This window comes from Streptomyces sp. NPDC029836, from assembly GCF_055574495.1.
In genome coordinates, this window is sequence record NZ_JBVHZI010000004.1 from 59284 (window position 1) to 82660 (window position 23377).

The 23377-nt window shown below is 71.9% G+C and carries 24 protein-coding genes, 1 tRNA gene and 1 other RNA gene; 16 read left to right on the forward strand and 10 right to left on the reverse strand.

Annotated elements, in window-relative coordinates:
- Window positions 1-25 precede the first annotated feature (25 nt).
- Both ACZ4XJ_RS13960 and ffs read right to left on the reverse strand, forming a co-directional pair.
- Entirely contained in the window at window positions 26-2227 is a 2202-nt protein-coding gene (locus ACZ4XJ_RS13960) for a DNA polymerase III subunit gamma and tau (protein WP_468496305.1), read from the reverse strand.
- 77 nt (window positions 2228-2304) lie between these two features.
- Window positions 2305-2403: signal recognition particle sRNA small type (gene ffs, locus ACZ4XJ_RS13965), an RNA gene on the reverse strand.
- Window positions 2404-3022: 619 nt separating this feature from the next.
- On the opposite strand from ffs, the gene ACZ4XJ_RS13970 reads away from it, so the two are divergent.
- Window positions 3023-3110: transfer RNA gene (locus ACZ4XJ_RS13970), tRNA-Ser, on the forward strand.
- Window positions 3111-3245: 135 nt separating this feature from the next.
- Here ACZ4XJ_RS13970 and ACZ4XJ_RS13975 read toward each other — a convergent pair.
- A complete protein-coding gene (locus ACZ4XJ_RS13975) occupies window positions 3246-3674 on the reverse strand; it encodes a PIN domain-containing protein (protein ID WP_468496306.1) in 429 nt (142 codons plus the stop codon).
- Window positions 3671-3958 (reverse strand): hypothetical protein, encoded by a 288-nt coding sequence (locus tag ACZ4XJ_RS13980; protein WP_267804114.1) that lies wholly within the window; start codon window positions 3956-3958, stop codon window positions 3671-3673. The genes ACZ4XJ_RS13975 and ACZ4XJ_RS13980 overlap by 4 nt, the downstream gene beginning before the upstream one ends.
- 354 nt (window positions 3959-4312) lie before the next feature.
- Here ACZ4XJ_RS13980 and ACZ4XJ_RS13985 point away from each other — a divergent pair, with 354 nt between their 5' ends.
- From ACZ4XJ_RS13985 to ACZ4XJ_RS14000, 4 genes are all read left to right on the forward strand, one after another.
- Window positions 4313-5164, forward strand: a complete 852-nt coding sequence (locus tag ACZ4XJ_RS13985; protein ID WP_468496558.1) for a recombination directionality factor — start codon at window positions 4313-4315, stop codon at window positions 5162-5164.
- A 37-nt stretch (window positions 5165-5201) separates the two neighbouring features.
- Complete coding sequence (locus tag ACZ4XJ_RS13990) at window positions 5202-6878, forward strand: Eco57I restriction-modification methylase domain-containing protein (protein WP_468496307.1); 1677 nt, start codon at window positions 5202-5204, stop codon at window positions 6876-6878.
- Between the two features lie 11 nt (window positions 6879-6889).
- The gene (locus ACZ4XJ_RS13995; protein WP_468496308.1) at window positions 6890-7615 is read left to right on the forward strand and encodes a PaeR7I family type II restriction endonuclease; all 726 of its coding nucleotides are present in this window, start codon (window positions 6890-6892) and stop codon (window positions 7613-7615) included.
- A 420-nt stretch (window positions 7616-8035) separates the two neighbouring features.
- A complete protein-coding gene (locus ACZ4XJ_RS14000; protein WP_468496309.1) occupies window positions 8036-8422 on the forward strand; it encodes a protease inhibitor I9 family protein in 387 nt (128 codons plus the stop codon).
- Between the two features lie 101 nt (window positions 8423-8523).
- Here ACZ4XJ_RS14000 and ACZ4XJ_RS14005 read toward each other — a convergent pair whose 3' ends face one another.
- Both ACZ4XJ_RS14005 and ACZ4XJ_RS14010 read right to left on the reverse strand, forming a co-directional pair.
- Entirely contained in the window at window positions 8524-10131 is a 1608-nt protein-coding gene (locus tag ACZ4XJ_RS14005) for an MFS transporter (RefSeq protein WP_468496310.1), read from the reverse strand.
- Between the two features lie 277 nt (window positions 10132-10408).
- On the reverse strand, window positions 10409-10828 hold the full coding sequence (locus tag ACZ4XJ_RS14010) for a TOBE domain-containing protein (RefSeq protein ID WP_468496311.1): 420 nt from the start codon (window positions 10826-10828) through the stop codon (window positions 10409-10411).
- 363 nt (window positions 10829-11191) lie between these two features.
- On the opposite strand from ACZ4XJ_RS14010, the gene ACZ4XJ_RS14015 reads away from it, so the two are divergent.
- The 3 genes from ACZ4XJ_RS14015 (at window position 11192) to lepB (ending at window position 13916) form a co-directional block, all read left to right on the forward strand.
- Window positions 11192-11971 (forward strand): hypothetical protein, encoded by a 780-nt coding sequence (locus ACZ4XJ_RS14015; protein WP_468496312.1) that lies wholly within the window; start codon window positions 11192-11194, stop codon window positions 11969-11971.
- A 279-nt stretch (window positions 11972-12250) separates the two neighbouring features.
- Window positions 12251-13204 carry a helix-turn-helix domain-containing protein gene (locus tag ACZ4XJ_RS14020; protein ID WP_468496313.1) on the forward strand — a complete coding sequence of 318 codons (954 nt, stop codon included), beginning with the start codon at window positions 12251-12253 and terminating at the stop codon, window positions 13202-13204.
- Between the two features lie 34 nt (window positions 13205-13238).
- Window positions 13239-13916: a signal peptidase I gene (lepB, locus tag ACZ4XJ_RS14025; protein ID WP_468496314.1), complete on the forward strand. Its 678-nt coding sequence runs from the start codon at window positions 13239-13241 to the stop codon at window positions 13914-13916.
- A 67-nt stretch (window positions 13917-13983) separates the two neighbouring features.
- On the opposite strand, the gene ACZ4XJ_RS14030 is transcribed toward lepB, so the two are convergent.
- Window positions 13984-14796, reverse strand: a complete 813-nt coding sequence (locus ACZ4XJ_RS14030; RefSeq protein WP_468496315.1) for a VOC family protein — start codon at window positions 14794-14796, stop codon at window positions 13984-13986.
- Window positions 14797-14928: 132 nt separating this feature from the next.
- Between ACZ4XJ_RS14030 and ACZ4XJ_RS14035 the strand changes: the two genes are divergently transcribed.
- Both ACZ4XJ_RS14035 and ACZ4XJ_RS14040 read left to right on the forward strand, forming a co-directional pair.
- Window positions 14929-15516, forward strand: a complete 588-nt coding sequence (locus ACZ4XJ_RS14035; protein WP_362875010.1) for an HhH-GPD-type base excision DNA repair protein — start codon at window positions 14929-14931, stop codon at window positions 15514-15516.
- Window positions 15517-15590: 74 nt separating this feature from the next.
- Complete coding sequence (locus tag ACZ4XJ_RS14040) at window positions 15591-16064, forward strand: cupin domain-containing protein (RefSeq protein WP_468496316.1); 474 nt, start codon at window positions 15591-15593, stop codon at window positions 16062-16064.
- Here the strand turns inward: ACZ4XJ_RS14040 and opcA are convergent.
- Both opcA and ACZ4XJ_RS14050 read right to left on the reverse strand, forming a co-directional pair.
- A complete protein-coding gene (opcA, locus tag ACZ4XJ_RS14045) occupies window positions 16013-16945 on the reverse strand; it encodes a glucose-6-phosphate dehydrogenase assembly protein OpcA (protein WP_362875012.1) in 933 nt (310 codons plus the stop codon). The genes ACZ4XJ_RS14040 and opcA overlap by 52 nt on opposite strands.
- Before the next feature lie 105 nt (window positions 16946-17050).
- On the reverse strand, window positions 17051-18661 hold the full coding sequence (locus ACZ4XJ_RS14050) for a helicase HerA-like domain-containing protein (protein ID WP_468496317.1): 1611 nt from the start codon (window positions 18659-18661) through the stop codon (window positions 17051-17053).
- A gap of 88 nt (window positions 18662-18749) precedes the next feature.
- Here ACZ4XJ_RS14050 and ACZ4XJ_RS14055 point away from each other — a divergent pair, with 88 nt between their 5' ends.
- Together ACZ4XJ_RS14055 and ACZ4XJ_RS14060 are read left to right on the forward strand one after the other, a co-directional pair.
- The gene (locus tag ACZ4XJ_RS14055; protein ID WP_008740979.1) at window positions 18750-19046 is read left to right on the forward strand and encodes a type II toxin-antitoxin system VapB family antitoxin; all 297 of its coding nucleotides are present in this window, start codon (window positions 18750-18752) and stop codon (window positions 19044-19046) included.
- A 79-nt stretch (window positions 19047-19125) separates the two neighbouring features.
- Entirely contained in the window at window positions 19126-19809 is a 684-nt protein-coding gene (locus tag ACZ4XJ_RS14060; RefSeq protein ID WP_383987561.1) for a LytR C-terminal domain-containing protein, read from the forward strand.
- 144 nt (window positions 19810-19953) lie between these two features.
- Here ACZ4XJ_RS14060 and upp read toward each other — a convergent pair whose 3' ends face one another.
- Complete coding sequence (gene upp, locus ACZ4XJ_RS14065; protein ID WP_214353071.1) at window positions 19954-20589, reverse strand: uracil phosphoribosyltransferase; 636 nt, start codon at window positions 20587-20589, stop codon at window positions 19954-19956.
- A 189-nt stretch (window positions 20590-20778) separates the two neighbouring features.
- On the opposite strand from upp, the gene ACZ4XJ_RS14070 reads away from it, so the two are divergent.
- The 4 genes from ACZ4XJ_RS14070 (at window position 20779) to tadA (ending at window position 23373) form a co-directional block, all read left to right on the forward strand.
- A complete protein-coding gene (locus tag ACZ4XJ_RS14070; protein ID WP_362875015.1) occupies window positions 20779-21753 on the forward strand; it encodes a universal stress protein in 975 nt (324 codons plus the stop codon).
- Between the two features lie 161 nt (window positions 21754-21914).
- Window positions 21915-22139 carry a hypothetical protein gene (locus tag ACZ4XJ_RS14075; protein WP_362875016.1) on the forward strand — a complete coding sequence of 75 codons (225 nt, stop codon included), beginning with the start codon at window positions 21915-21917 and terminating at the stop codon, window positions 22137-22139.
- Between the two features lie 194 nt (window positions 22140-22333).
- Window positions 22334-22882, forward strand: a complete 549-nt coding sequence (locus tag ACZ4XJ_RS14080; protein WP_362875452.1) for a tRNA adenosine deaminase-associated protein — start codon at window positions 22334-22336, stop codon at window positions 22880-22882.
- Between the two features lie 62 nt (window positions 22883-22944).
- Window positions 22945-23373 carry a tRNA adenosine(34) deaminase TadA gene (gene tadA / locus ACZ4XJ_RS14085; protein ID WP_362875453.1) on the forward strand — a complete coding sequence of 143 codons (429 nt, stop codon included), beginning with the start codon at window positions 22945-22947 and terminating at the stop codon, window positions 23371-23373.
- Window positions 23374-23377 lie beyond the last annotated feature (4 nt).

The window sequence follows — 23377 nt, forward strand, 5'->3', positions numbered from 1 at the left end:
CGTGCGGCCACCCAACTACGGGGCGCTACTCATTCGTGTATTCCTCCACAACGGTGGCTCCGAGCTCGCGCACGATCAGGTCGTGGCCGGACAGCGCGCTCTCCACGAGGTCCGGATCGTCCGCCTCCGCGACGTCGTCCTCGGGGGCCACCGGCGGGGGCGCCTGGTGCGCGGGGGGCTGCTGCTCGGGGGTCGGCCGGTGGGACTGCTCGTACGACTGCTGCGGCCCGGCGGGGGCCTGCGGCTGCTGCGCGGGCGGCGGGTTGTGGGCCGGGGCGGGCGGGCCCGCGTACGAGCCCTGCGCCACGGGGGTGGGGGCGCCGGCCTGGCCGATGACGGCCTCGATCCTCCAGTTGACCTGGAACTGCTCGGCCAGGACCGCCTTCAGGACCTCCTCGCTGCCGCTGCTCGCGAAGTTGTCGCGGGCGCCGGGGTTGGGGAAGCCGAGCTGGAGGGTGGTCCCGTCGAAGCCGGTGACCTGGGCGTTCTGGCTGAGCAGGATCCAGGTGAAGCGGCGCCGGTTCTTGACGGCCTCCAGGACGCCGGGCCACATCGCCTGGACCTGACCCGCGCCGGCGGCCATGCCGGGGGAGGGCGCGGCCGGGGCGGCGGCGGCCGACCGGGACGCGGGGGCGGACGGGGCCGGGGCGGGCGGCTGCGCGCCGCTGCCGGGGGCGGCGGCGCTGGGCCAGGCACCGGCAGCCGGGGCCGGGGCCTGGGCGGCTGCGGGGGCGGCTGCGGGGGCGGCTGCGGGGGGCGCGGCCGGGCCGGCGGCGCCGGGCCAGGCCCCGGGGGCCCCGCTGCCGGGCTGGGCGGCGCCGGGCCAGGCGCCGGGGGCCGGGGTGGGGGCGACGGGGGCCTGGGGGGCCTGGGGGGCTGCGGCGGGCGGTGCGGGGGCCTGGGCGGCCCGCGCGGGGGCCGGAGCGGGCGCTTCCTCGGCGCGTACGGCGGCGCGCGCGGCGGCCACGCCCCCGCCGGGACCGGCCGGAGCCATGCCGTGCGCCTCGGGAGCCGGTACGTAGGCCATCGCGGGCGGGGCCGCGAACGCGGCGGCCGCCCCGGCCGGGGGTCCGCTGCGCTCCAGCCGGTCGAGGCGGGCCTGGAAGGACCGTTCGTCGTCGAAGGCGGCCGGCAGCAGCACCCGGGCGCAAATCAACTCCAGCTGGAGCCGCGGCGAGGTCGCCCCGCGCATCTCGGTGAGGCCGGTGTTGACCAGGTCGGCGGCGCGCGACAACTCGGCGGCCCCGAACACGGAGGCCTGGGCCTGCATCCGCTCCACGACGTCGGCCGGGGCGTCGATGAGGCCCTTCTCCCCGGCGTCGGGCACGGCGGCCAGGATCACCAGGTCGCGCAGCCGCTCCAGCAGGTCGGCGACGAAGCGGCGCGGGTCGTTCCCGCCCTCCACGACGCGGTCCACGACCTCGAAGGCGGCGGCCCCGTCGCCGGCGGCGAAGGCGTCGATGACGGAGTCGAGCAGGGAGGCTTCGGTGTAGCCGAGCAGGGAGGTCGCCATGGCGTACGTCACACCGTCATCGGCGGCGCCGGCGAGGAGTTGGTCCATCACGGACATCGAGTCACGCACCGACCCGGCGCCGGCGCGCACCACCAGCGGCAGCACGCCGTCCTCGACGGTGGCGCCCTCACGGCCGCAGACCTCGCCGAGGTAGTCGCGCAGGGTGCCGGGCGGGACGAGCCGGAAGGGGTAGTGGTGCGTGCGCGACCGGATGGTGCCGATGACCTTCTCGGGCTCGGTCGTGGCGAAGATGAACTTGAGGTGCTCCGGCGGCTCCTCGACCACCTTCAGCAGAGCGTTGAAGCCCGCCGAGGTGACCATGTGGGCCTCGTCGATGATGTAGATCTTGTAGCGGCTCGACGCCGGCCCGAAGAACGCCTTTTCCCGCAGGTCACGGGCGTCGTCCACACCACCGTGCGAGGCGGCGTCGATCTCGATGACGTCGATCGAGCCCGGGCCGTTCCGGGCGAGGTCGCGGCAGGACTGGCACTCCCCGCACGGGTCGGGCGTGGGGCCCTTCTCGCAGTTCAGGCAGCGGGCGAGGATGCGCGCGCTGGTGGTCTTCCCGCAGCCGCGCGGACCGCTGAACAGGTACGCGTGATTGACCCGGTTGTTGCGCAGGGCCTGCATCAGCGGGGCAGTGACATGCTCCTGCCCGATGACCTCGGCGAACGACTCGGGGCGGTAGCGGCGGTACAGCGCAAGGGACGACACGTCTACGAGGTTATCCGGGCCCGCCGACAACGGCGGCCCGCCGACGCCCCGGACCCGCCGCGGCGACCCGGCCCGGAACGCAAAGCGCCCCCCACGCACCCGCCAGAGCCCACTTACCCTTGCTGCCTTCCGGCCCTGGGGGAGTTGGGTGAGATAGCGCCACGTGAGGGGCTGGGCCCCACCCTAGCGGATACCGACCCCCGCTATCGACCCGGACCCGCACGGGCCGCATTCCGACGGCCGGGGAGGGGTCGCGGGAGGCGGACTGCGGGGGCGGGGGCGGGGCGGGGTCGGGTCGCGCCGGGCTACGGGCTCACGGGCCCAAGCCTCAGCGGGCCGCGGCTCGGGGTCGGCGCCCGAACCCGGGCCGACCGGTCGGTGACCCCGGGCCGGCCGGGCGGTCAGCCGGGCCGGCGATCCTCGGCCCGGGCTGCCGGGTCCCCTGCGCCCCACCTCGGGTCCGCGCGGGACCGCCCCTGACGCCGCTTCCGGAGCCGGGACGGGGGTCCGCGCGGGACGCCCCTGACGCCGCTTCCCCGAGCCGGGACGACGACCCGTACCGCTTCGGCGACCGGATCCGGGGCGACGGGCCCCGAGCCTGCTGCCGACCCCGAGCGGGTGGTGGCGGGCGTCCGGACCCCGATCCCGATCGGGGGTCGACGTCGGATCCCGTCCGGCTCCGACCCGACCCGGAGCCGGGCCGGCGGGGATCAAGGACCGATCAGGGAGGACTTCCGAACCCGTGATCCGGATCGTGTTCGCGAGCACCCCTCAACGTCTTGTATTGTTTGCGGCGGAGGATTCGCCTAGTGGCCTAGGGCGCACGCTTGGAAAGCGTGTTGGGGGCAACCCCTCACGAGTTCGAATCTCGTATCCTCCGCCAGTGCCTCACCGGGCACTTGAAGGCCCCGACCGGGAAACCGGCCGGGGCCTTCTGCGTTCCGTGGTCTCAGTCGCAGTCTCGTTTATTTGCCTCAAAACCGGACCTTCCCCGCGTTCCCGCCTCGATGGCCTAGGCCTATCCCTCGTACTCCCAAGGGTTCAGCAGCAGTGCGCCTGATCGCGCCAGATGCTTGATGTTGCGGCTCACGAGCGTCCAGCCGTTCGCCAGGGCAGTGGCGGCGATCAGCGCATCGGGTGGATCGATGCTGGTTCCGGCATTTTTGAGCCTCCGGTGAAGAGCGAGGTAGGCAAGTGCCTCCCGCTCGCCGACGGCGGCGATCCGGTCGCGGTATTGATCACGGAGGTCCGTGAGCGCCCGCTCGAAAGCCGTACGCCGCACCGGATCAAGTGTTCCGGCAATGCCTGCTTCGATCTCCGCGACCGTGATGACGCTCAGGTAGAGGGCAGGAGACGGAACCGAGCGAGCCCAGGCGACGACGGCAGGGGCAGGCTTCGGCCGGGTGGTGATCTCGGCGACCACATTGGTGTCGAGCAGATGGATCACTCGCCGTCCGCCGCATCGTCATAGGACCGCTGCCCGAACTCCAGACCCTCGAACGGGGCCGCCGTAAGTCGCTCAAGGAACCCGTCGCTGCCCAGCGTCGCCCAGCGGTGAAGCGTGTCAGGCAAGGCATCGATGTCGGTGTCGGCGAGCTCGGCATCGAAGTGCCCAAGCTGATGCTCGGGCAGGGACTCCCGGATCTCCCGGATCGTCCGTAGCGGATGGGATTGAGGATGCGACTCCTCGGGTCTGCGCGGCGGGAGCGGCAGATTCGGGGCAGTGCTCATGATCGGCTCCTCCACGCTGTGGTCACGGGCTCATGCCTGAAGACCACCCTAGGCCGGGCTGTCCTGGAGAGGGTCGGAAACGACCCGAATCCGAGCTTTGACGGGACCCGTCCGCCGAGTCGCCGCCAGCTGTGTCCGGCAGCCGCCGTCTGCCAGGACAGCAACGCCCCTTTGGTTGGAACCAGCTGAACGAAGCTGTCGGGCTGGACACAATGGGGAGCGCCGCCCTGTAGCCGGTTTCGTGACACGTCGCGTGCACCGCGGCATCGGTACGTGGCGAAGATCAGCTGTCGTCCCCTCCATCGAAGGTAGCGAATGACACAGAGCTCAGCCGCCCGAGCCGGACGCTTCCACATGGGGCGCTTGTCCGAGGGGCGGCCGCAGGCCCTGGACTCCTGGCGTGTCACCACAGACGATGCCGATGTGGCCGCGCGTGTCGCCAGCTTCCTGGGTGGGGAACCTCAACCGAACGAAGGGGGAGGAGGCGGTCTTGCCTACGAAGTGCTGACGAGCCGCGAGAGCGTACGCATTCTGCTGGATGGGCATGCCGCGGTGGCGGCTCGTATGGTCCTCCGGGGCGGTAAGGGCATCATCCACGAGTGCGACGGCGTGGAGTTCCTGTCACCGGAAGAGAAGAAGGGCCAGCCCTGCGGCTGCCCGCCGCTGCTTGAGAACAAGAAGCTGGCGGCCAAAAATGGCCGCGGCCCGATGCCGTCCATCGACATCACTTTCCGGATCGCAGCGACACCTGTGCTGGGCCCGTTCCACTTCATGACGACCTCATGGCAGATGGCCGCACAGCTATCCGACCTGCTGGAGGCGCTGGAACGTGTCGACGGCCCGGCCGTCTGCGACCTCACCATGGAGCTCGTCGTCTATACGACCAAGACGGGCAGGAGCGTCTGCTACCGAAAGCCGGTGGTCACGGTACTCGGCAGCCCCGACACCGTTGCGCCCGAACCGCCGCCATCGGCCGAGCCCACGCCCGCTCCGGCACCATCCGTACCCCGCCGCAAGGCCAGGCCGGCCCCTGAGCCGACCACCCCTTCCGCGCCGCAGTCGAGCCACTCGGTCAACGTGGATGCCGTTCTGCTCCGCCGTGCCGCCCAGGTGCTGGGCACCGGCGACCACCAGGAAACTGTCATCGCCGCCCTGTCCGAGATCGTGGCAGGACCGCAGCAGACCACAGAGCTTGCCTGTGGATAACTCTCGTGGCCGAAATCGTCCCTAGTAGTGTCAAGACGTGGCCACTCCCCTGTTCTTCGACACCACCCTCCACACCCTCCCCTCGGTACCCGCGGAGGCCGTGGAGCACGGCGAGGTGTTCACGCGACGTTGGGTCGTCGACCTGATCCTCGACCTCGTGGGCTACACCTCGGACAAAGCCCTCTGCGACCTTAAGCTCGTGGAGCCGGCCTGCGGCTCGGGAGCGTTCCTGGGGGCTGTGGCATCACGGATCAGCGCGTCCTGCCGCGAGCAGAAGCGTCCCATCAGCGACGCGCGTGGAGCCGTACGAGCGCTCGATCTGCTGGACCGCAACGTCCAGAGCAGCCGCGACGTCGTTGAGAATCAGTTGGTCGGCGACGGCTGGGACCCGGAGGACGCCCAGCTGGTGGCGGCATCCTGGGTCGAACAGGGTGATTACCTGCTCCAGCCGGAAGCGACCCAGTACGCGGACTACGCGGTTGGCAACCCGCCCTACATCCGCCTGGAGGACGTACCCGCGGACCGGATGGCGGTCTACCGTCACGCGTGCCCCACCATGGGCGGCCGTGCAGACATCTACGTCGGCTTCTTCGAAGTAGCGCTCCGAAGCCTCGGGTCAGGAGGTCGGCTGGGCTTCATCTGCGCGGACCGCTGGATGCGCAACCAGTACGGCCGGCGACTGCGGCAACTGGTTACGAAGAGCTTCAGCATGGACCTGGTCCTGGTCATGCACGACGTCGACGCGTTCGACGAGCAGGTTTCCGCCTACCCGGCCATCACGCTCATCAGCAAGCGGAGCCAGGGAACCGCCGTAGCAGCGGACACCACGCGAGCCTTCGGTGCTGCCCAAGCCACCGACTTCGCGCGCTGGTACGCGAGCGGTCGGACTGAAAGGGTCGCGACAGAATCCTTCCAGGCCGCGCGCATGCCGCACTGGTTCCCGGAGGAGGACTCTTGGCCAAGCGCCTCTCCCGCCCGGCTGGCCGTACTCGAAGAGCTGACGGAGCGCTTCCAACTGCTTGAGAACAAGGGCACCGGCACCCGGGTCGGCATCGGGATCGCCACCGGCGCGGACAAGGTCTTCCTCACCAACGACGGCAAGTTGATCGAGGATGACCGTCTCCTGCCGATGGCCATGGTCCGCGACACCACGAGCGGGACCTTGAACTGGAACGGCACCTACTTGGTGAATCCCTGGACGGCCGGCGGCGACCTGGTCGACCTCGCGGCCTATCCGCGACTTTCCAGGTATCTCGATGAACACGGAGCAGCGTTGCGCCGGCGCTACGTGGCGGTAAAGCAGCCCCACCGCTGGTACAAGACCATCGACAAGGTCGATCACGCGCTGACCCGGCGGCCCAAGCTGCTGTTCCCGGACATGAAGCTGACGATCCATCCGGTACTCGACGAGGGCGGACTGTACCCTCACCACAACCTGTACTTCATCGTCTCGGATGTCTGGGACATGCGCGTTCTGGGTGGTCTGCTGCTCTCCAAGGTCGCAGAAGCCTTCGTGGAGGCGTACGCGGTCAAGATGCGAGGGGGGACCCTTCGCTTCCAGGCGCAGTACCTCCGTAAGATCCGGGTACCTCACCCGGAAGCGATCAATGAGCGTGACCGGGACGCCCTGGCAGCAGCCTTCGACAAGCGAGACGTGAGGGCAGCCACCGAGGCCGCCCTGCGCGTCTACGGACTTGCCGAACTGCCTGACTAGGAGGACGGATCTTGACGGTCACCCGCCAGGATTTCGAAGACGCGATAGCCACCTACTGGGGTGCCAAGAAGCTCCAGCGCGAACAGTCCGCGATCAAGGCTGCGGTCGGCGCCGGCACAGCCGGATCGGTGCGCGGCGGTAAGCACTTCGATGCGATCGCGGTCCTCTTGGCGAAGTTCTTCCTGGAGGCCGGCTATCCGCCCGACAGCATCCGGGTCACCAAGAAGCAAGGACTCGAACTCCCCGGCCACTACCGCCCTCAGAAGCAGTGGGACCTGGTGGTCGTCCATGAGGGCGTACTTGTCGCCGCCTTCGAACTCAAGGCGTTGGGTGCACCCTCCTTCGGCAACAACTACAACAACAGGGTCGAGGAAGCGCTCGGCAGCGCGGTCGATCTGCGGCGAGCGGCCCTTGCCGACCTGTATCCGAAGGAGAAGCCCTGGCTCGGCTACTTCTTCATCATGGAAGACCACCAGAAGTCCCGGAAGCCGGTCAGGATCGCGAAAGGCGCTCTGCCTATCGACTCACCCTGGCGCGGAACCTCCTACCAGGACCGCTTCGGGATCTTTTGTGAGCGCCTCGTGGCCGAGCAGTTGTACGACGCCGCTTGCTACGTCACGTCATCGGCCGAGGAGCCCAAGCCCATCGAGTTGGTGGAGAGCCTTGACTGGCGACACTTCTCAGCGGCGATAAACGCCCGGCTCACGTATCTGAAGGAGCTCGGGATTCCCGGCTAGGAGCGACTTGCGGGACCTCGACCAACTCGGTCGAGCCCCGTACGCGGCTCCATTCGTGGGGCCGAGGCCCCCCACCTCCGACCGTCGCCGTACCTGCCAGGGCTACGCGCGCCGTCCACGGCCGGTGCGCACGCCTCCACGTAGGCTCCCCGGAGGGGTCGTGACTCGGAATGCTCGCCCCTGACCCGACCATGACGCTGTGTCACGATCCGATGCCTTGACCATGAACGCGACGACAACGTCTCGACAGGCCACCGAGGCCGCCTCCGCCGGTCCGACGCGATCACCGACCCGCGCGAGTGCGTACGGCGCGCACCGGCTTCCGCCGCGACCGCGGACGCCGGGGTGGGGCGCCCGGTTCAAGGTGGGTGGGGTGGGGGCCGAAGGTGGGGGTGGTCGATTTTTGAGAGGGAGTTCCGTATGCGTTCGATCCCGGGTGTGGGCCTGCGCCGTCCGATCCTGCGGCCCGTGCTGGTGGCCGCCGCCGTTCTCGTCGTCCCGCTCGCGGGGGTGCCCGTCGCGTACGCGGCGCAAGTGGTGGAATCCGTACGTCCGGGCGACGAGGCGCGGACCGAGCCGTACATCGTCACCCTCGCTCCGGACGCCGACCCTCAGCGGGTGATGGACGAGACGGGGGTGACGAAGGCCCGGTACGTGTACCGCAGCGCCGTACGGGGCTTCGCCGCCGACCTCGACGCGGCGCAGCTGGCCGCCCTGCGCGCGCACCCCGCGGTGGTCGGCGTCGAGCGGGACGGCCGGGCCGTCGGTGCGCCGGTCGAGGCGGACGCCGCCACCGGCGACTGGTGAGCCACGGCCACGGGCCGCGAGGACCCGAACCGCGGGGAGGCGGTGAGGGGTCCCCCACCGCAGCGCCCCCACCGCAGCGCCCCCACCGCAGCGCCCCCGCGCTACGCCGCCAGGGTCGTCCGCGGCTCGGGGTGCGCGGCCCGCCCCCGGTCCCGCATCAGGACCAGGGCGAGGCCGGCCGCGGCCAGGACGCCCGCCGCCGCCGCGGTGAAGGTGGCCGACATGGCGGAGGTGAAGGCGTCGCGGGCGGCTCCGGCCAGCGCCGGGTCGGACAGCGCCGCGGCCACGGAGTGCCGGGCGGCGTCCGGCGTACCGGCGGGCATCGCCCCGGAGTAGACCGAGGTGAGCAGGGCCCCGAGGACGGCCACGCCGAGGGCGGCGCCGGCCTGCTGGACGGTGTCGTTGAGGGCGGAGCCGACGCCGGCGTGCTCCTCGGGGACGGCGCCCATCAGGGCCGCGGTGGCCGCGGGCATCGCCAGGCCGCCGCCGATGCCCATCACCGTCATGGCGACGCCGAGCGGGGTGAAGCCGTCGCCGGCCTCCAGCGTGGCGAGGACCGCGAAGCCGGCGGCGATCACGGCGAGGCCGACGGCGGTCATGATCCGGTTGCCGATCCGGTTGCCGAGGCCGGCGCCGAGGCCGTTGAAGAGCAGGGTGGCGACGGCGAGCGGGGTGAAGGCGAGCCCGGCCTCGGTGGGGCTGTAGCCGGCGACGAACTGGAGGTACTGGGTCAGCACCAGCATCAGGCCGCCGTTGGCGAAGGTCAGCAGCACCAGCGAGAAGCTCGCCCCGCTGAACATCCGGTCGCGGAAGAGGGACATCGGGACCATCGGGTGTGCGGTACGAACCTCGTGGACGACGAAGCCCGTCAGCGCGCCGACGGCGAGGGTGAGACAGACCAGCGTCGAGGGGTCGGTGAGGCCGTCCTTCGGGAGGGCGATGATCGTCCAGATCAGGGCGGTCATACCGGTGACGGACAGGGCCATGCCCGCGAAGTCGGGCTTGCGCCAGGGGCCCTTGGACTCCGGCATCAGGACCAGCGCGGCGGCGATGGCGAGCAGCACGATCGGCACGTTCATCAGGAAGACGGCGCCCCACCAGAAGTGGGCGATCAGGATCCCGCCGACCGCCGGTCCGCCGACGAGGCCGACGACGGCGGCCGCGCCCCAGGCGGAGATGGCCTTGCGGCGTTCCTCCTCGTCGAAGACGGTGATCAGGATCGAGAGCGTGCTCGGCATCACGAGGGCGCCGCCGATGCCCATGACCACGCGTCCCGCGATGAGTTGGGCGGGGGATTCGGCGTACGCGGCGAGCAGGGAGGCGATCCCGAACAGCGCGAGCCCGATGATCATCACGCGGCGGCGGCCGAACCGGTCGGAGAGGCTACCGGCGGTGAGCAGGAGGCCGGCGAAGACCAGGATGTACGACTCGATGATCCACTGGATGGCTTCGGCGCCGGCGCCGAGGTCCTCGGCGATCGGCGGGATGGACACGGTGAGCACCATGTTGTCGACGACCAGCACGAGCGTGCTGAGGCAGAGCACGATCAGGATGAGCCAGCGGCGCGGGTCCCGTCCGGGCGCCGCGCCCTCGGCCCCCGCGACGCCCGTGGCCCCGGTGCCGGTCGTATCCCCCGTACCTCCAGCACCCCCAGTGCCACGTGCACCACCCGCACCACCCGCACCGCTGCCCCTCGCGATTCCGCCCATGATGACGACCTCTCCCCTTGCGCCGCTTGATGCGTACATCGTTCGCATGCTGTCGATGTGCACAACGTACGCTGATGCGTACAGTGTTCGCAACCGTGCGAGCGAAAGCCCGGCACCTCGCCGGGCGGCTGCTGCGGGACGTGGTCAGCCGGGCCTGTCCCGATCTGGACGGCCGGCGCCGCAGGGACCGCAGCCGGTTCCGGCCGCGCCGGTCGCGCCGGCGCTGCCGGCCCCGGGGGCGGTGGGGGTCTGACGGCGGCTCCGGGAGCCCGCGGCCTTACGCGACTTGCAGGGAGACCTCGGTCGCCTTGATCAGCGCGACGACGGGGGTACCGGCGGCCAGGCCCAGCGCCTCGACGGCGTCGGCGGTGATGGCGGCGGTCAGCCCGCCCCCGTTCACGTCGACTTTCACGGAGGCCATGGCCGGACCGGTGACGACGTCGACGACGGTCCCGGCGATCCGGTTCCGGATGGACAGCCCCTCGACGGGCCCGGTCGCGAGCGCCACCTCGGTCGCCTTGACCAGGGCCTTCACGGCGGATCCGGTGGCGAGACCGAGGTCCTTGACCGCGTCGGCGGTGATGGCGGCGGTGATGTCCTGACCGCCGTCGAGGCGCACCTTGACCGTCGCCATGGCCTCACCGGTGGTGACGGCGGTGACGGTTCCGGCGATCTGGTTGCGGATGCTCAGGCTCATGGCGCTTCGACCTCTTACGTCATCGACTCGTGCGGATCGGGGGATCCGCACAAGATCGACCGTACGAGCCGTCGCGCCGCCCCGCTCCGCACCCCTCGCATCCGCCGGCCGGAACCACCCACCCGGCCGGCCCCTGCGCGAACCCCCGGCCGGCGGGCCGCCGGCGGGCCGTCGAGCCACCGCAACCCCGGGGGCGCCCGTCGAGGACTCCGCCCCGGGGCCCGGCTCTGCGGCAGCCCGTTCGGTCGGAACCGCCCTTGCGGGGGACGGCACTTGGCCCTGACGCCGACTCGGGGACGCGTCAGGGGCGGGCCGGGGGTCTCCCCGGTGCGGCCGGTGGGCGCCCGGCGGCACCGTAGGGGCATGAAGATCACCACCGCCGCCGCGCTCGCCCTCGCCGCCGCGCTCGCCCTCACGGTCACCGGTACGGCCGGCGCGTCGGCGGACCCCGGGTCCGTCACGCCCGTCACGCCCGTCGCCCCCGCCCCCGCCCCCGCCGCCGCCGCTCCCGCCTACGACTTCTCCGACTGTCCCGCCCTCCCCGCCGGGGTCGACGCGGCGCGCTGGAAGTGCGAGTTGCACACCGCCTCCGGGTCGCTCCGCCTCGGCAACCGCGACATCCCCGCACTGGCCCCGATGACCCTCACCTTCGCCGAGGGACCGATGCCCGACGGCAGCAACGGCCAGGCCTGGGGATCCCTGCGCGGCGCCCCCTCCGTCGTCCCCGGCGGACTGCTCGGCACCGCCGCCGCCGACCGGAGCCCGCTGCTCGGCCTGTCCCTGCAACCCGAGTACGGCGGCCGGTCCGACTTCTACTCCGTCGGCGACAGCATGGGCTTCTTCACCCTGCGCTACCGCGCCGTCAGCCCGCTCCTGCCCACCGGCTGCGTCATCGGCGCCGGTGACGCCCCCATCAAGATCCGACTGAAGCGGGTGGGCGACTCCGAGCGGGTGTCCAAGAACCCTCCGGTGATCAAGTACGCGGCGACCGACACCGAGTTCGGTGTTCCGGCGGCCACCGGATGCGGCCCGATGACCCGGCTCGTGAACGACCGTCTCGGCCTCCCGGCGACCACCGGCAACAAGATCACTCTGGCCGGGGAGTACACCTACCGGACGTACGACCAACTCACCGTTCGCTGAGGTGGGACCGGGTCCCGGTCGTCCGGGACCCGGCCAACCGGGACCCGGTCGGCCCGGACCTTTCTTTGGGTGGAAAGAACCGGGAGAAACAACCTTCCCCACCCCACCAGCCTCCCCGGGAACGCTGTCACTCACACGGGTGAACAGGTCCAACTCAGCTGGATTTCGCACGGGTTGCGGGGCATATGCTCGCCCCGACCACCCCGCAAACGAAGACGGCCCCCGCCGGGACGGCAATCCCGGACGAGGGCCTCACCAAGCAGGAAGTAGACGCTTCCCATGGCTTCTCCGCAGGCTACCGCGCCCTCACCCGCGCCGTACGGCGTTCGCCACGCGAACGTCCGACTCACGACCCGGTTCACCGTGATCGGGAACCACCTGCTCCAGAACCCGCGGATGACGCTGTTCGCGCGCGGACTCGGCGCGTACATCCAATCCCTCCCGGCCGGAACGCCCATCGGCATCAAGGACCTGGCCAGACGGGTCCCGGAGGGCAGGGGCCGGATCGCGGGGGCCCTGCGCGAGCTGGAGGCCCACGGGTACCTGCAACGGACCGTGGACCGGCTGCCCGACGGGCGGTGCGTCACCCGGACGATGTCCTGGAACCGACCCCGGCCGATGACGCGGGCGACGCCCCCGCCACCACCGAACCCGCAACCGGCCCCGAGGCCGACCCCCGAGCCCGAGCCGGAGCCGGAGCCGGAGCCCGAGCCCGAGCCCGAGCCCGAGCCCGAGCCCGAGCCGACGGCCCTACAGGAGCCCGACCCGGAGCCCGCACCGGACCCGGAGCCGACGGCCGTACGGGAGCCCGACCCGGAGCCGGAGCCGCAGCACCGCCCCGAACCCGCCCCCGCCCCCGAGCCCGACCCGCCCTCGCCGCGCCGCCTCGCGGCCATGGCCCTGCTCGCGCGGTTGCGCCGCGTCGACCACCGGTTGCTCCTCGGGCAACGGGACATCGAGCGCCTCGCGGGCCCGGCCGAGGTCTGGTTGGAGCGCGGCGGCAGCATCGAGGCGATCACCAGCGTCCTGGTGGCCCGCCTGCCCGACCTGCTGACCAACCCGGCCGGGTTCATCGCCCACCGGCTCCGAACACAGGTCCCGCCCGCCCTGGCGGCCGAGTTCAGACGGCCCGCCCACGTCCCCCCGGACCCCTTCCAGAACTGCACGACCTGCGGACTCGCCTTCCGCAGCCCCACCCCCGGCCGGTGCCGCGGCTGCGCGGAGCCCTCGTAGAATTCCGGCCACACGGTCGACCCGGGGGGCTCACATGGCGCGGCGCATCAGACGGCCGGGGCGCAGGCGCGGCATCGCCGCCGCCGTTCTGGCGGTGGTCGGAGCGGCTCTCGTGGCGGGGTTCGCCCTGGGGGTGGTCCGGCCGGTCACCGCCGTGAGCGACTCGATGACGCCCACCCTGCCCCTCGACCGGCGGGTCCACTTCGAACAGGGCCCGGTCGGGGCGGTCGAGCGCGGGGACGTCGTCCGCGTTCCCGTTCCGTGGGTACCCGACGGCGACCTGCTGACCCGCGTGGTGGCGGTGGGCGGCGACCGCGTCTCCTCCACCGCGGGCGCGACCACGCTCACCCTCAACGGCGAGCCGCTCGTCGAGCCCTACCTACGGGACGCCGACCGCCCCTCGGCCTTCGACTTCGACGTGACCGTCCCCGACGGCCGGATCTTCGTGATGGGCGACCACCGGCTCAACTCCCGTGACTCGGCCATGGATCCGATGGGAGAGGAGCAGGGCACCGTCCTCGCGACGAACGTCCGCGCGAAGGTAGCCGACTCCTCCGACGGCTTCGTCCTCGTCTGCGCCCTGGGCATGCTGGGCGTCCTCATGCTCGCCGCCTGCCTCGGCCTCACGATCGCCGCGCTGGTGACGCGAGGCGACGCGCGGCGAGCGGAGACCCTCGCCGGTCGCATGTCCCCACCGCACGGCACGAGTTGAGCGGACGCCCGGCTTCGGGGCGGTGGGGCCCCTCGGCGTCCGTACGCCAGGGGGCGGCGCGTACCCGTTACTCGAACGAGGGCATCTCCCCGACCGTCGTCGTCAGGTCGATCACCGCGAACGCCGCGCCCTGCGGGTCCGCGACCGCCGCGAAGCGGCCGAAGGGGCTGTCCATCGGGCCGAAGTGCAGCTGACCGCCGTGCTTCTTCGTCTTCGCGACCGCCTCGTCGCAGTCGGGGACCGCGAAGTAGACCTGGATGTAGGAGGGAACCTCGGGCGGGAACTCGTCGCCCATCGCCATCCGGCCGAGCACCGGGTTGCTCCTGCCGCCCAGGCTGAACACCTTGAAGTCCATCCCGGCCATCTCCGGGTCGTCGCCCGTCTCCATCTGCTCGGCCTCGTACCCGAACACCGTCGGCAGGAACGCGTCCGGCTTCGCGACGTCCCGGCTGAAGACCTCCGCCCAGGCGTATGCGCCCGCCTCGCCCGTCTTCTCGAAGCCCTTGTGCTCGCCGGACTGCCAGACGCCGAAGACCGCGCCGCCCGGCTCCTTCGCGATCAGCATCGTGCCCTGCCCGCCGACCTGCATCGGCTCCATGAGCAGTTCGCCGCCCGCCGCCTTGATCTTCTCCGCCGTCGCCGCCGCGTCCGGCGAGGCGAAGTACAGACACCACTGCGACGGCGCGTCGGCGCCCGGCATCGGCGGGACGACGGCCGCGACGGCCTTCCCGTCGGAGTACGCCTGCGTGTAGTTGCCGTACTCGCTGCTGGACTCGCCGAAGGTCCAGCCGAGCACGTCCGCGTAGAACTCCTTGGCGCCCTCCGCATCGGTGAACATCGCGTCCACCCAGCAGGGCGCGCCTTCCTGGAACTCAGCCATGGTCGATCGACTCCCGTGTCGTCGTGTCCGCGTGCGCGTGTGTCGTTCCCACGCTAGGCGGGGGGTCCCGCAACCGCGCGCCGACCGCGCGCCGACCGCGCGCTCGGCCCGCGCGCGGGGGAGGCTGGAGCCATGGACATCACCATCCGGCTGGCCCAGCAGCCCGAGGCCGACGCCCTGCTCGGCCGCAGCCCGCTCGCCGCCCTCACCGGCATGCTGCTCGACCAGCAGGTGCCGATGGAGTGGGCGTTCTCCGGGCCCTGGACGATCGCGCAGCGGCTCGGCGCCGACGACCTCGACGCGCACGCCATCGCCGCCCACGACCCCGACGCCTTCGCCGCGCTGCTCTCGCAGAAGCCCGCCGTGCACCGTTACCCCGGGTCGATGGCGAAGCGGATCCAGCAGCTGTGCGCGTACCTGGTCGAGCACTACGACGGGGACGCCGCCGCCGTCTGGGCCGACGCCGCCACCGGTCAGGAGCTGCTGGAGCGGCTCAAGGCGCTGCCGGGCTTCGGGGAGCAGAAGGCGCAGATCTTCCTGGCGCTGCTCGGCAAGCGGTACGGGGTGCGCCCCAAGGGCTGGCGGGAGGCCGCGGGCGGCTACGGCCCGGCGAACATCCACCGCTCCGCCGCCGACATCACCGGCCCGGAGTCCCTGGCGAAGGTCCGCGCGCACAAGCAGGAGATGAAGGCCGCCGCGAAGGCCAAGGGGTCGGCGTAGCCCGAGCGGCGTCGGCGCGGCCCGCCGTACCGCCACCGACCGGAGGCGGCCGTTCCTGCCCTAGGGTCGATTGCATGATCGAAAACCTCGCCCGCGCCGCGACCGCCGAGAGCATCTCCGACGGGCCCGGCAGCGTCATCACCCTGCTCACCGACACCGACGAGCTCACCTGCAACACCGCGAGCTTCGAGGTCGGGGCGGCCGGCGCGCCCGTGCACTTCCACACGAAGGCGACCGAGTTCTTCCACGTCACCGACGGGCGCCTCGACGTCCTGGTCGGCGACGAGGTCCACACCCTCGGCAAGGGCGACTTCCTCACCGTCCCGCCCGGCGTGAAGCACGCCTTCGCCCCGGCCGCGGGCCACACGGCCGAGGTCTTCGTCGGCTTCACCCCGGGCATGGCCCGCTTCGACTACTACCGGCTCCTCGGCCGCGTCCGCGCCGGCGAGGCGACCGTCCAGGACATCAAGGACAGCTCACCGGTGTACGACAACCACTACGCGGAGAGCGAGGCCTGGGCCGGCCGGCTGCGCAACGCCGAGGCGTAGACCACATCGGCGTCCAGGCGCCGCAGTTCCTCCGCGAGCAGCTCGGCCGTGCTGCGGATCTTGAGGGCCACCTTGCGGTCCGGCCAGCCGGGCAGCAGCAGCGTCGCCAGCACGCCGGCGGGCCGGTCCACCCGTATCTCCCCGGCGCTGGTCTCCAGCCGGACCCGGGTGATCACCGGACCCTCGGTGGCCACCCGGTCCACGCGGACCTGCAACCGGTCCTCCAGCCAGCGCGCCAACAGCTCGGCGCTCGCGTTGTCCGGCTCGCTCTCCACGGCCGCGCCCGTCACCGGCAGCGGCTTGTGGTCGAAGGCGGCGGCCAGCAGGGAGCGCCACGGCGTCAGCCGGGTCCAGGCCAGGTCGGTGTCGCCGGCGGCGTACGAGGCGGCCCGCTGGTCCAGCACGCCGACCGGGTCGGGCGCCGCCTGCGCGTCGGTGATCCGGCGCTGCGCCAGCGCGCCCAGCTGGTCGCGGGCCGGATCGGCCGGCGCCTCGGACGGCCACCAGGCCACCACCGGCGCGTCGGGCACCAGCAGCGGGAGCACGACGGAACCCGCCTGCCCGGTGAGCTCGCCGTGCAGCCGCAGCAGCACGATCTCGCCGGAGCCGGCGTCGGTGCCGACGCGCAACTCGGCGTCGAGCCGGGTCTGGCGCAGCCGCTGGGGGCCCCGGGCCGTCCGCTTGATCACCGCGATGATGCGGCACGGATGCTCTCGGGAGGCCTCGGAGGCGGCGCGCACGGCGTCGTAGGCGTTCTCCTCGTCGGTGACCACGACGAGGGTCAGCACCAGCCCCATGGCCGGGCTGCCGACGGCTCGGCGCGCTTCGAGCAAGGCCCGGACGACCTTGCTGGACGTGGTGTCGGTGAGTTCGGTCCGCATGCCCCCGAGTCTGTCAGCGCCGACGGCCCCAGCGGCACCCGGTGCACTCGAATCCGACTGGACCGGGGGCCGGGCGCCCGCGAGGTGGGCCGACGCTCCGTCAGGTCAGCGCCTGCGGCGGGCCGTTCCGAAGAGGGAGCGGGAGATCTCCCGGCCCAACGAGGTGCCGACGGAGCGGGCCAACGAGCGGAAGATGCCGCTGCCCACCACCTGTTCGGCCAGCGACGGATCCGGCTTCGGCGCCCTCCGGGCCGACTTCTGGGCCTCCTTGGCCTCCTTCTCCGCCTGCTTCTCCGCCTCGGCCGCGGCCGCCGCCGCCTCCGCGGCCGCCTCGGCCGCCGCCTGTTCGGCGCTGATCTTCTCGTACGCCGACTCGCGGTCCACGGCCTCGGCGTAGCGCGAGTACAGCGGCGACGCCTTCACCGCCCGGTCCAGTTCGGCCGCGTCGACCGGCCCCATCAGGGACTGCGGGGCGCGCAGCCGGGTCGCGGCGACCGGTGTCGGGGCGCCGTTCTCACTGAGCACCGTGATCACCGCCTCTCCCGTACCGAGACCGGTGAGCAACTCCTCCAGGTCGTAAGCGGAATGGGGGAAGGTCTTCACGGTGGCCTTCAGCGCCTTCGCGTCGTCCGGGGTGAAGGCGCGCAGCGCGTGCTGCACCCGGTTGCCGAGCTGCGCCAGCACGTCGGCCGGGACGTCCTTCGGCGTCTGGGTCACGAAGAAGACGCCGACCCCCTTGGAACGGATCAGCCGGACCGTCCGGGTGAGGGAATCCAGGAAGGCCTTCGAGGCCCCGTTGAAGAGGAGGTGCGCCTCGTCGAAGAAGAAGACCAACTTGGGCCGTTCCAGATCGCCGACTTCCGGGAGTTCGGCGTAGAGGTCGGCGAGCAGCCACATCAAAAAGGTCGAGAAGAGTTGCGGTTCGTCCTGAACCGCCGGGAGTTCCAGTACGGAAACCGTTCCGCGCCCGTCCGCGGCCGTCCGCAGGAATTCACTCGTGTCGAATTCGGGCTCACCGAAGAATTCCGAGGCGCCTTGCTGCTCGAATGCGGTCAGCGCCCGCAGGATCACCCCGGCGGTCACCGTCGAGAGCCCGCCGATCCCCTTCAGCTCCGCCTTGCCGCGCTCCGATACGAGGAACGCGACGACCGCGCGCAAGTCCTTGAGGTCGAACAGCTCCAGGCCCTTGGAGTCGGCGTAGTGGAAGATCAGGCCGAGGGACTGCTCCTGCGTCTGGTTCAGCTGGAGCACCTTCGACAGCAGGACCGGGCCGAACGAGGTCACCGTCGCCCGCAGCGGGATGCCGGGGCCGATCCCGCCCAGGGAGTAGAACTCGCCGGGGCAGCCGGTGGCCCGCCACTCCTGGCCGACCTCCGCCGCCCGCGCCCTGACCTTCTCGGTGTCCGCGCCGGGCGCCGAGATCCCCGAGACGTCCCCCTTGATGTCGGCGAGGAAGACGGGCACCCCGTTCGCGGACAGCTGCTCGGCGATGAGCTGGAGGGTCTTCGTCTTGCCGGTGCCGGTCGCGCCCGCGACGAGCCCGTGCCGGTTGAGCATCCCCAACGGGATGCGGATCCGCCGGTCCGGCAGGCAGGCTCCGTCCCAGATCAGCGCGCCCAGATCGAGCGCGGGCCCGGTGAAGGCGTACCCCGCCGCGATAGCTCCGGCCGGGTCCGCCGGGTCCGCGGGAACGGCGGGGTCGGTGCTCTGGCTCATGCGTCACTCCCGGAATAGCCCTGTCCGTCACTTTTGCACCCACGGCACGAGGCTGCGCCCGGAGGCACGGGCCCGGTAGGCTTTCCGTGTGATCTTCAAGCGCATCGGAAGCGGGCGGCCGTACCCCGACCACGGCAGGGAAACCACCCGGCAGTGGGCGGACGTAGCCCCGCGCCCGGTCCGGCTCGACCAGCTCGTCACGACCAAGGGACAGCTGGACCTCGAAACGCTGCTCGCCGAGGACTCCACCTTCTACGGCGACCTCTTCGCGCACGTCGTGAAGTGGCAGGGCGATCTGTACCTGGAGGACGGGTTGCACCGCGCGGTGCGCGCGGCCCTCCAACAACGACAGGTGCTGCACGCACGCGTCCTGGAAATGGACTGATTGCGCCTTTCGGGTCAGCCTTGCCCGATCAATAGATCATTTAGTAGGCATCGTCACGACGCGGCACTACGCTGCGCCCATGAGCATGCTCACTCCCCCCGGCATGGGCGGAAAGTACCGCGTTACGGGAGCTGCCTACCCCCGCATGAGCCGCCGGCCCCGACGCCGGAAGGTCGTCCTCGCCGTGCTCGGCTCGCTCCTCGCGCTGTCCCTGCTCGGCTACGGGGCGCTCCAGCTCATCGGGGTGTTCCGGGGCGACGGCGGCGGTAAGCGGAATGCGGCGGCGGCCGGCAAGGACTGCCCCACGGCGTCCGCGACGCCCGCCAGGGCCGCGCAACCGGCCTCCGCTCCCCAACCGGGACCCGCCACCTCCGCCTCGCCCGCGGTCGCGCTTCCCCAACCCGGCCAGATCACGGTCAACGTCTACAACGCGACCCCGCGCCCGGGCCTCGCCAAGGCGGTCCGTGACGAGCTGGAGAAACGCGGCTTCGTCATCGGCCAGGTCGGCAACGCCCCGCCCACCTTCGACAAGAAGGTCCCGGGCATCGGGATACTGCTCGGCGCTCCCACGACCGACAAGGCGGCCTACGCCGTCCTCGGCACCCAGGTCGACGGGCTCACCCAGCAGAACGACACGCGCGAAGGCGCGGACATCGACCTGATCCTCGGCGACGCCTTCAAAGAACTGAAGCCCAAGGTGGAGGCGGACCGGGCCGTGGCCCTGCTGGCCAACCCCGCGCCCGCACCCAGCGGAAAGTGCTGATCCCGGTCCGATCCGGTCCCCCGGACCGGACCGGGACCGGTCACGGCTGACGCCCCGCGCGGCCCACGGGCTCTCCACCGCGCGGAGCCGACGTGTCCGCTGCGGCTCCACCCCGCGGCGGAGCCGACGTGTCCGCCGCGGCTCCTACTCCGCGGAGCCGTACATGCGGTCGCCCGCGTCGCCCAGGCCCGGCACGATGTAGCCGTGCTCGTTGAGGCGTTCGTCCACGGCGGCCGTCACCACCGTCACCGGCGTGCCCGCCAGCTCGCGCTCCATGACCTCGACGCCCTCGGGCGCGGCCAACAGCACCACGGCGGTCACGTCGTCGGCGCCGCGCTTGATGAGCTCCTGGATGGCCGCAACCAGCGTGCCGCCGGTGGCCAACATCGGGTCCACCACGTACACCTGCCGGCCCGAGAGGTCCTCCGGCATGCGCGTCGCGTACGTGGAGGCCTCCAGGGTCTCCTCGTTGCGGACCATGCCCAGGAAGCCCACCTCGGCGGTCGGCAGCAGCCGCACCATGCCGTCCAGCATGCCCAGACCGGCGCGCAGGATCGGTACGACCAGCGGGCGCGGGTGCGAGAGCTTCACGCCGGTCGTGGGGCCGACCGGGGTCTCGATGTCGGCCTGCTCGGTGCGCACGTCGCGGGTGGCCTCGTACGCGAGGAGGGTCACCAGCTCGTCGGCGAGGCGCCGGAAGGTGGGTGAGTCGGTGCGCTTGTCGCGCAGCGTGGTGAGTTTGTGCGCCACCAAGGGGTGATCGACTACCTGCAAACGCACAACATCCTCCAAGACTCAGCCGGGTTTCGACCTACGACCTGCGACCCTGCTACCTGCGACAACGGCCGCTGTTCGCGACCCACACCCAAAAGGCTACGCGGTGCGACGACCGCCCGGTGTCCACGGCCGCGACCGCCCCCTCCCGGGCGCGGAGATGCGGCCCGCCCCGATGCCCAGCACGCTGGACGGGTGAGCAATGGACTGGTGATCGCGGCGGTCGACGGATCCGAGCACAGCCTCCGGGCGCTGGAGTGGGCCCGCAAGGCCGCCTTGCGCCACGACGCCGCCCTGATGGTCGCCCACGTACTGCCCGACGCCTCCCAGTTGTACGCGGGCCGCCGCTCCGCGCTGCGCCATCCGAACGAACCCGAGCGGTATCCCGACCCGGTCGGCGACCACATCCGCCACGTGCTGGACGCCTCCCCCGAGCTGCCCCGCGAGGTCCGTTACGAGGCCTTGGAGGGCTCCGTACCCGAGGCCCTGCGGGTGATCGCCGACGAGAACCGACCGCTGATGCTCGTCATGGGCTCCCGGGGGCGCGGCGGGTTCGCCACGCTGTTGCTCGGCTCGAACAGCCGCGCCGTCTCCACCACCGCGACCTGCCCGGTGGTCGTGGTCCCGCACGCCGACCGGGACGCGGCCGCCGCCGCGGCCGAGCCGTCGGCCGGCCGGGTGGTCCTCGGGCTGCACGCCGCCGAGACGCCCGAGGACGTACTGACCTTCGCGTTCGCGGAAGCGGCCGCGCGGGGGACCACCGTCCAGGTGGTCTCGGCGTACGACCTGCCGCCCTCCCCGACGCTGCTGATCGACAGCCCCTTCGCGGTGGTCCCGCCCGAGGCGCTCGCCGACGACGGGGACGCCGTGCCCGCCGAACGGGAGATGCTGCGCGCGCAGACGCGCAGGCTGGAGCCGCTGCGGGCCCGGTGGCCGGACGTGCCCGTGGAACAGGCCTCCGTGCCCGGGGACCCGGCGGGACGCCTGGTGACGGCCTCCCGGTCGGCCGCGCTGGTCGTGGTGGGGCGCCACCATCCGCGCCGCCGGTCCCTGCTGATGGGCTCGGTGGCCAATGCCGTGCTCCAGCACGCGCACGGCCCGGTGGCCGTCGTACCGGACCTCACCGACGACACCGACGCCACGGACACCACCGACGAGGCGAAGGGCTGAGCCGCCGCCGGCAGCAGCCGGAAGCGGTCCCTCCGCCCGGGGCCCTGACCTGGAGCGATTTGGGAAGGGCCGGCATCAATCGCGCCACCCGGGGGAAGGTGGGACCCGGGGGGTCTGCTTCGCGCCGGCGGAGGAGGACGACCGGACCGGGGTGGTTGCCGATGCCCGAGACGCAGTCGAGCCGAGTCAGTGATCAGAGCGACGGGAGCGATACCGGGAGCGAGCCGCTCGAAACGCCCGAAAGCGCGGCAGCGCGCCGGGCGCGGCGGGCGCAGTTCCTCCGCGACCTGAACGAGGCCCGCGAACTGCGCGACCGCGTACAGCCCCGGCGCGCCCGCGCGGCCCGCATGCGTCAGCAAATGCGGATGCGTACGTTCCGTTGGTGAGCGGCGGCGCGACCGGCGTGGCGGCGGGCGCCGCGACACGGCCGCCGCGCGGAAGACCTCTCGCAAAGCCGCTGTTTCTGCCACGATGCCGATTGGGCGGGGTACGGAACGGCCTGCGTCAGGGTTGATCCCACCCCATCCTCCGGCCGGGGGGACCTCCAACCGGCACGCCTATGACCAGTGGGAGAGTCACGGTGTACTTCGCCGCACTGCTCGCGCGCACCGAAGACGGGTGGGAAGCGAGCGACCTGGAACTCGACGACGTCGAGTCCCTCAGTGATCTGATCGATCTCGCCCGTTCCGCCGCTGTCGACGACGACACGGTGGTCGCCCTCATCGAGCAGGAGGACGCCTGGTTCGGCGTCGTCCGCGTGGACGGTGAGGAGGACCCCCGGTACTACGTATCGAACGCCTCCGCAGCCGACCGCAGCTCCTACGGATCGATGCTGACCAAAGAGCTGCTGGGCAGCGACGAGGAGGACGACGAACTCGACGTACTGGACCTGGACGGGACCGAAGACGGCGAGGACGAACCGGTCGCCTCGTTCACGGACGAGGACGACGACGCGGACGACAGGGCGGTACCGGGCTCCGAGCCCGTCCCGGCCGGTCCGCTCGGCGACCCCCGGCTGCTGGACGACCTCGGAGTCAGCAACAAGCAACTGATGACCCTCGACGGGGACGCCCTCTCGGAGATCGCCGACTCCCTCGGCGCCACCGAGGTCCTGGAGGCCGTCCGCTAGTGAGCACCGCGCACGACACCACGTACGGACCCGATCCCGTACGGGACCCCTGGCGGGACTCCATGCGCCTGGCGCTGGAGGAGGCGGCCCTCGCGGTGCCGGCCGGCGACGTGCCGGTCGGTGCCGTCCTGCTCGGCCCGACCGGGGAACTCCTCGCCGTCGGGCACAACGAGCGCGAGGCCACCGGCGACCCCACGGCGCACGCCGAGGTACTGGCGCTGCGCCGGGCGGCCGCCCGGCTCGGGGAGTGGCGGCTGACGGGGTGCACCCTCGTGGTGACCCTGGAGCCGTGCGTGATGTGCGCGGGCGCACTGGTGCAGTCCCGCGTGGCCCGGGTGGTCTTCGGGGCCGGGGACGAGAAGGCGGGCGCGGCGGGGTCCCTCTGGGACCTCGTCCGTGACCGTCGGCTCAACCACCGCCCGGAGGTGATCCGCGGGGTGCTCGAAGCCGAGTGCGCGCGGCAACTCAGGGACTTCTTCCGCGACCTGTGAGACG